The sequence below is a fragment of the Escherichia sp. E1130 genome (assembly GCF_005781065.1).
GTDB lineage: Bacteria > Pseudomonadota > Gammaproteobacteria > Enterobacterales > Enterobacteriaceae > Escherichia.
In genome coordinates this window covers 555,880-562,450 of the sequence record NZ_VATL01000012.1, presented here as the reverse complement: position 1 = coordinate 562,450, position 6,571 = coordinate 555,880, and the positions used below count along the sequence as shown (strand labels likewise).

The following is a 6,571-nucleotide window of genomic DNA, read 5'->3' as shown; positions in this document are numbered from 1 at the left end:
TGACCCGTCCTGAATAGCGTTGACACGTTCCTGACTTAAATCCGGAGAACGTGATGATGACTGAGTTCAAACGCACCCAACGTGATTATCCTCTATCCTTTAAAATAGCCGTCGTTGAGCAGGTCGAAAAAGGCGAGATGACCTATAAACAGGCCCAGCTACGATATGGCATTCAGGGGCGCTCCACTGTTCTTGTCTGGCTGCGTAAATATGGTCGGCTTGACTGGAGCCCCGGACTTCCTGATCTGGTAAAGAGGAGACTGCCTGTGGCCCTGACGACTGTCCCGCTGACACCCGAGCAAAGAATCAGGGAACTTGAAGAACAGCTTGAGCTGACAAACCAGAAAGCTGATTTTTTTGAGTCGGTTATTAATGTCCTGAAAAATGATTACGGAGTGAGTATCGTAAAAAAGCGGCCCGGCAAGTCCTCGCGCAAAGTCCGGCCCCAAAAATAACGGTTACGCGCGCATGCCAGTTCCTGGGGCACAGCAGACAGGCATGGTATCAGGACAACACAAGGCGCAGAAAACGGCAGGAGCAGCATGCTCAGGTTCTGAAGTTTGTTGCCCGCGTCAGGTGTCGTCAGCCACGAATCGGTACGCGTAAACTGCACTATCTGCTGAACACCCAGGCCTGTAAAAACCTGGCTATAGGACGGGATCGTCTGTTTAACCTGCTGGACGAAAATCGGCTTCTGGTGCCCGTGAAACGGGCATATCACAAAACCACCAACAGTCATCATCGCTTCTACCAGCATCCAAACCTGCTCAAACCAGGCCCTGAACAGGTTACCGCTCTTGAACCGGAACAGGTCTGGGTCGCCGATATTACCTACCTTCCACTGCGCAGTGGCACGGCCTATCTGAGTCTGGTCACCGATGCCTGCTCCAGAAAAATTATGGGCTATCATGTTGGGGAAAACCTGCAGACGGAAAATGTGGTAAAAGCGTTCAGACAGGCTCTGAGGCTGAGAATAACGACGAGTCCCCTGGTGCATCATTCTGACAGAGGGCAGCAATATTGCTCAGCGCTCTATCAGTCAGTCCATGAAAGAAACGGGATAACCTGTTCAATGACAGATGGTTACGACTGCTACCAGAACGCACTGGCTGAGCGAATAAACGGTATCCTGAAGAATGAGTTTTTACTCTCGCGTCCTGCAGACCTGGCGCAGGCCCGGGAAATGGTCAAAGAGTCCGTGGCAATTTATAACCATGAGCGGCCACACCTGGCTCTGAAATACAAAACGCCCGATGACGTTCATCAGGCGTTTTACAGACAGAAAAGTGTCAACTTATATCAGGACTAGTCAATTAATGCGCCTTAAATAAAAAACACGTACTTCCTCTTCGAAAGTACGTGAAAATCAGTGGCTGATTACTATACCCACTAGTCGTAGGATACGGCAAATATGGCTTTGCTTTGGACTTCTCCAGGCTGTAGTGCTTCCTCCTTCACGCGGACATATTTCGCGGTAATCGGGAAGGTGTACTGATTCTCAATGGCGACCATTTTAGTTAATTTGTTCATCAGTGTATCGCCCAGCTTTAACGGTGTCGTTGCGTTACCATTATAAATCTGGAACCCAACTCCCTTAGCACCATTAAGCGATGTGTTTTTCAGAATGGTTCCACTATCATCCCATTCACCGCGCGCAACTTTAAAAGTCACTGGATTAGTCGTGACGTTATAAACACTGTCACAATTTAAAACCAGATCTATAGAACCTGATTTTGAGTTATTGGCAGATTGCATCTCACTTATCGTTGTTTCTGGCATTCTTATTTCGTAAGTCGGTTGCGAGAAACTACAGGTTGTAGGTTTGTGTTTGATGTTAAATTCTATATTCTGAGTATAAGAAACATCACTATTTAGTCGCCCAGAAAACCAACAATAAAGCCATGATATGATATTATTATTGCAAGAGTTATCTGTTAGTATGCTAATAGCGGGGCGCGGGATGGTTATCTTGTCGATATTGGTGGTTATTGTATGGTCTACTTTACTCGTTGGTGCAACATATTCTGCCTTAAGAGTGAATGGCTTGGTATTTATAACATCCTGAGTGTTATATTCTTTTGGAGAAGCACCCAAGGAATCAGTTCCAGTAGAAACAGGAAAACCACTACTCTCAAGGTTAAATTTCATAAAAATTGATTTCCCCGAATCCGACTCTCTAAGTTCAACGATATAATCTTTTAACGGTGTTGCATAATACATTTTATCGCTTGTTGCATTACATGTGAACGTATCCACTAAGTTTGTATTAATCACAGCCGTTACCGTATCTTGTGCCATATCTAGTTCTATCGTTTGGCTTGCTGTTGTATTAGGCCCCAAGGTACATTTAGCCTGTCCCAAAAATGGCAAAGCCAGTAAAAACAAAAACCAATATTTCTTCATAAACAAATCCTTTAACGACAAATATAAACTTTATTCTCATCAATAACGTTATCAAAGGTAATAGTGCAGAATTGTTCCTGCTGTTTATTAACCGAGACGCGAATCGACGCGGGAACATCATTGGTGCGAATAAATATCCGACTTCCCTGTCCTACTAAGCCCACATTATTGCCACTTTCATCTTCAACCTCATAACCAAACGGCAACGGAGAGCCATCAGGTCGTTGGGAGATGAAATACCAGGGTTTGCGTTTATCAGTCTCAAACTGAGTCATCACTACCGCACCACGATAAGGAACGGTGTTTTTACGGTTACCCAGTAGCGCCACATCGCTTTTACTGTCGGCAATATCCAACATCAACGTATTTTCACGATACGGCGTCAGGTTGTCATAAATAGCGTAGCCTCTGCTATCCGTTGTCAGGTAACGATATCCCTGCACCGCCGCTCCCTCCAGTCCCGGCGCTTTGACGATGGCGAACGTATCGGAAAGTCTGGGAGCCAGTGCCACCCCGTCCGACCACGCGACTAAACCGCCTTGAATATTACCGCTAACCTGTTGATATCTTTTCGACTGGCTATAGCTGCCACCAATAGTCGCCAATGGCGCACGCCAGGTCAGGTTTCCACCTGCTGTTGTTTCGCTGCCCTGGTGTTGATGGCTTAAGTTAGCCCCGTAGCTGAACTGATCGCGACTCCCCGCTACACCGCTGAGGCTGGTATTATTCGACCGATAGCCGTCTTTATCAAAAGTGGTCGAGTTAGAAACAAATAAATCTCGTCGTTTTTCAGTGATTCCATCGCCCCACGAGAAGGGAATTGAGAAATATAAGTTAATGCGTCTATCTTCGCGGTTATCTTCATCGTAGGTCTGGCTAACAGACAAGGTATAACTAAGGCGTTCCCAGGAGTTCGAATAGCTGAGTTGATAATCTTTCCCTGTCCCGCTGCGTTCCCAATAATCCCGCCATTGACCGCTGACCGACAGATATCCCCAATTTTCCGGTAATGACTGGTTTATATTTACAGAAAAGCTGTTCTTACGACCAAAATCGTACTGATAATAGTCGGCGATATCATAAACTGAGTCATCTTCTAGATTATAGCTTTTCCTGTTATTTGCCCAGACGTGATCGTTAAAAGTACGATAATCTCGAGAAGAATAACGCCAGGCCGCCAGCGAAAATTGCGTTCCACTTTGAGAGAGATATTTGTTCCAGGCAATCTGATAACTTTGACCATTAAACACATCACCGTTATCTTGTTCACTGTGGGAATGGGTAAAATCAACCGATACAGCACCAATCGGTGTATTCCATCCCGTGCCGAGAACAAACGATGAGTAATTATCAGACAACTGCGTGCCAGCATAGAGTGTCAGCAAATTATTAAGGCCATACTGATAGCTTCCCTGAATAAAATCTGACTGATCGCTGGCTCCCTCAATACGACTACGTCCGGCAGCAAATTCATATTTCGAAACGCCCGGTTGCAACATATTTGGTACAGATGAATAAGGTACACGATAACGCGACACCGAACCGTCAGCTTCTTTAACGGTTACTTCCAGATCTGCACCACCACCAGCAAGTTGCAAATCATCAATGGCGAATGGACCTGGCGGAACCTCTTTCTGGTAAACCACAAAGCCATTTTGTTCGATAGTGACAAGTGCGTTACTTTGGGCAACACCACGCACCACTGGAGTAAAGTTCTGTTTAGAGTTCGGCAACATCTGCATATCGCGCCAAAGGCGTACACCGCGAAAACGCACGGAGTCAAAAACATCAGAACCGGTATACATTTCACCAGCACGCAATGTGCCAAGAATTTGTGGAATTCCGCGCTCCAGATATAACGTGTTACTCTTCCATTTACCGCTGCTCTCGTCACTTTTCGTATAATTGGCATTTGAATGCAACTGCCAGCCCAGAAGATTCAAACCACTATTCAGATTTAAATAGCTATTTTTATTATCTCCTCCGTGCTTATAATTACTGTAATACTGACTGGCATAATAAGACGTATATAATGCGTTAATCCCGCGATCCCATGCCTCAGGCGGGACATATCCGCGTTCATACTCAACGACATAGGCCTGGGGTACACTTAACTTCAGGTTAAAATGTCCAATATCATAGTCAACGCTGCCGCCCTGTACCGCTTCCCGAAGTGGTACACATTCCACGCCTTTATCAATATTAATGCCTTCAGTGAGGATACCTATTTGCTTTAACTGCTCCCAGGATAAACATGTTGCATCCGGATCGTCTTTAATATCGACATTATAATGCCCGCGCCACTGATTATTCAGGTATACATCCATATCATAGATACCGGGCATCGGCTTATCACTATCAATATGATAGTCAGAAATTTTTTCCCCATTTAATCCGCCAATCATAAAATGGGTGTCAAATGTTTCATCTTCCGCCCATGCAGGAGAAGTAGCCAACACCGACAGAATAGCCAGCGTAATAGAATTAAGTTTAGACATAATCAATCCCTGATCTATTTGACGGTTTTTACTTTTTCACTCAAATAGTTTCCATTATCATCAATAAGTGTAATTGTATATTGATTGATGGCTGAGGCTGTGGTTATAGTCTTATCTGACCAGGGGGCTAATAACAACGTTTCCTTATTTATCTTTGCATTCCCGGTAAACTCAGGAATAGTTATCCAGTTTGCGGAGTTGTTTTTGATATTAACACCGCCATTGGCATGTTTAATACTCAGACGACGAAAACTTTCTTTATCCACGCCAGTAAGCCCTTCAGGGCGGTAGATAAATTTAATACGGTTTTGCATGGCGAATTTAATGCCATTCTTATCTTCTAATTCGGGGCAATTAGGTGGGATGTCTAGCACATTGAGGAAGAACAGGCTTTCGCGATCTTTTGGTAGTGTATTCGCCAATTTTTTGATTTTGAGTTGTTGCCCTTCCCCCCCTTTTACGTGAGCGACCGGTGGCGTCAACACAAACGGAACATGAATTTTTTCTGGGGGTAGGCTGGTATCGCCATCATCAATCCATGACTGAACCAGGGCGCTACGATTACCTTCATTCATTAACTGAACGGTAATCTCTTTTTTCTGTTCTGGATAAATAACACGAGTGCCGTAGATATAGACACCACCCCACGCAGGCGTGACCATGCTGGCCAGCAAGAAGGCTATTAATTTTTTCATTAAACAATCCTTGTTTGAGAAATCGGCGGCCAAAGCCGCCGATAAACATCATATTATTCTGTTACAACGGTCATTGTTATAGTAGATTTAACCCCACCCTTACTCACGTCAGCACCTGCTTTTGCGTATTGCGCCGTAAAATGCAAATCATACTCACCATTTTCAGATGGTGTTAATTCAACAGGTTTATTACCAGTAATCTGGTTGCCGGTACTAGCCTCTTGTCCATAAAAGACAGCAAAACCAACATCATTTGCATCACCAGTATTACGAGTAATATTTAAATCCGCGCCTTCAAATTGGGTACTGGAGAAAGTAATTCTTGGTTTAACACCAACCCCACATTTAACTTTTAATGGTAAAGATGTTGTATTTGAATAAGTAGTAACGGGGGCGCCAACTTGTACATTTTCAAATTGATCAATACCAATCTCGCTCATCTCAATTGTTGCATTATCACTGCCACTCAGGAACTGACACGTAGTTCCTACAACTCTACCGTTAATATTTAACGTACCCATTGCATTCTCCACTTCCGCAGCATTCCCTGCGCTCATAAAAAGAGAAGATAATACTGCAACTGCAATAATTGAACGTTTCATAGTCTATTCCTTAACTAATTTATTCCAGGTGATTAAGAGTCTCTGTCCTCTCGGAAATGAATTTCGCAAATTACATTTGCTATCGCAATGTAAACAAGTTGTTTTCGTGATTTAAATCAAATTATAAAAAATACATAACAAACAAAAAATACCCATAAAAATATTCACTTTGTTTACTATTCGGCATTATTTGATGTCTTTGCACGGTAGATTAATACGTATAATTAATTGCGGGTTGTTTATTTTAAATAAATATCCGTATACTGATGACAATGTTAGGTATTGAACTCTTTATTCTATTTCCAGCCAGAAATAGGCTTTTCAATAGACAAAAAGACCTGACGGTAAGGCCAGGTCTTTTATACATTACATT

The 6,571-nt window shown here is 43.5% G+C and carries 5 protein-coding genes; 1 reads left to right on the top strand and 4 read right to left on the bottom strand.

What is annotated here, in order from left to right; all coding sequences use genetic code 11:
* Positions 1-53: 53 nt before the first annotated feature.
* Positions 54-1,309, top strand: a protein-coding gene (locus FEK66_RS13315; protein ID WP_130261356.1) for an IS3 family transposase whose coding sequence is annotated in 2 segments (ribosomal slippage) — positions 54-405 and positions 405-1,309 — 1,257 coding nt in all. Because the reading frame shifts where the segments join, the coding sequence is not laid out codon by codon here.
* A gap of 80 nt (positions 1,310-1,389) precedes the next feature.
* Here FEK66_RS13315 and FEK66_RS13310 read toward each other — a convergent pair.
* The 4 genes from FEK66_RS13310 to yehD are packed head-to-tail and all read right to left on the bottom strand — an operon-like array spanning position 1,390 to position 6,198.
* Positions 1,390-2,403 (bottom strand): fimbrial protein, encoded by a 1,014-nt coding sequence (locus FEK66_RS13310; RefSeq protein WP_138211480.1) that lies wholly within the window; start codon positions 2,401-2,403, stop codon positions 1,390-1,392.
* Between the two features lie 11 nt (positions 2,404-2,414).
* The gene (locus FEK66_RS13305; RefSeq protein WP_138211479.1) at positions 2,415-4,901 is read right to left on the bottom strand and encodes a fimbrial biogenesis outer membrane usher protein; all 2,487 of its coding nucleotides are present in this window, start codon (positions 4,899-4,901) and stop codon (positions 2,415-2,417) included.
* Positions 4,902-4,915: 14 nt separating this feature from the next.
* Positions 4,916-5,596, bottom strand: coding sequence for a fimbrial assembly chaperone (locus FEK66_RS13300; protein ID WP_138211478.1), 681 nt, complete (start codon positions 5,594-5,596; stop codon positions 4,916-4,918).
* A gap of 53 nt (positions 5,597-5,649) precedes the next feature.
* Positions 5,650-6,198 (bottom strand): fimbrial protein YehD, encoded by a 549-nt coding sequence (yehD, locus tag FEK66_RS13295; protein WP_138211477.1) that lies wholly within the window; start codon positions 6,196-6,198, stop codon positions 5,650-5,652.
* Positions 6,199-6,571: the final 373 nt, after the last annotated feature.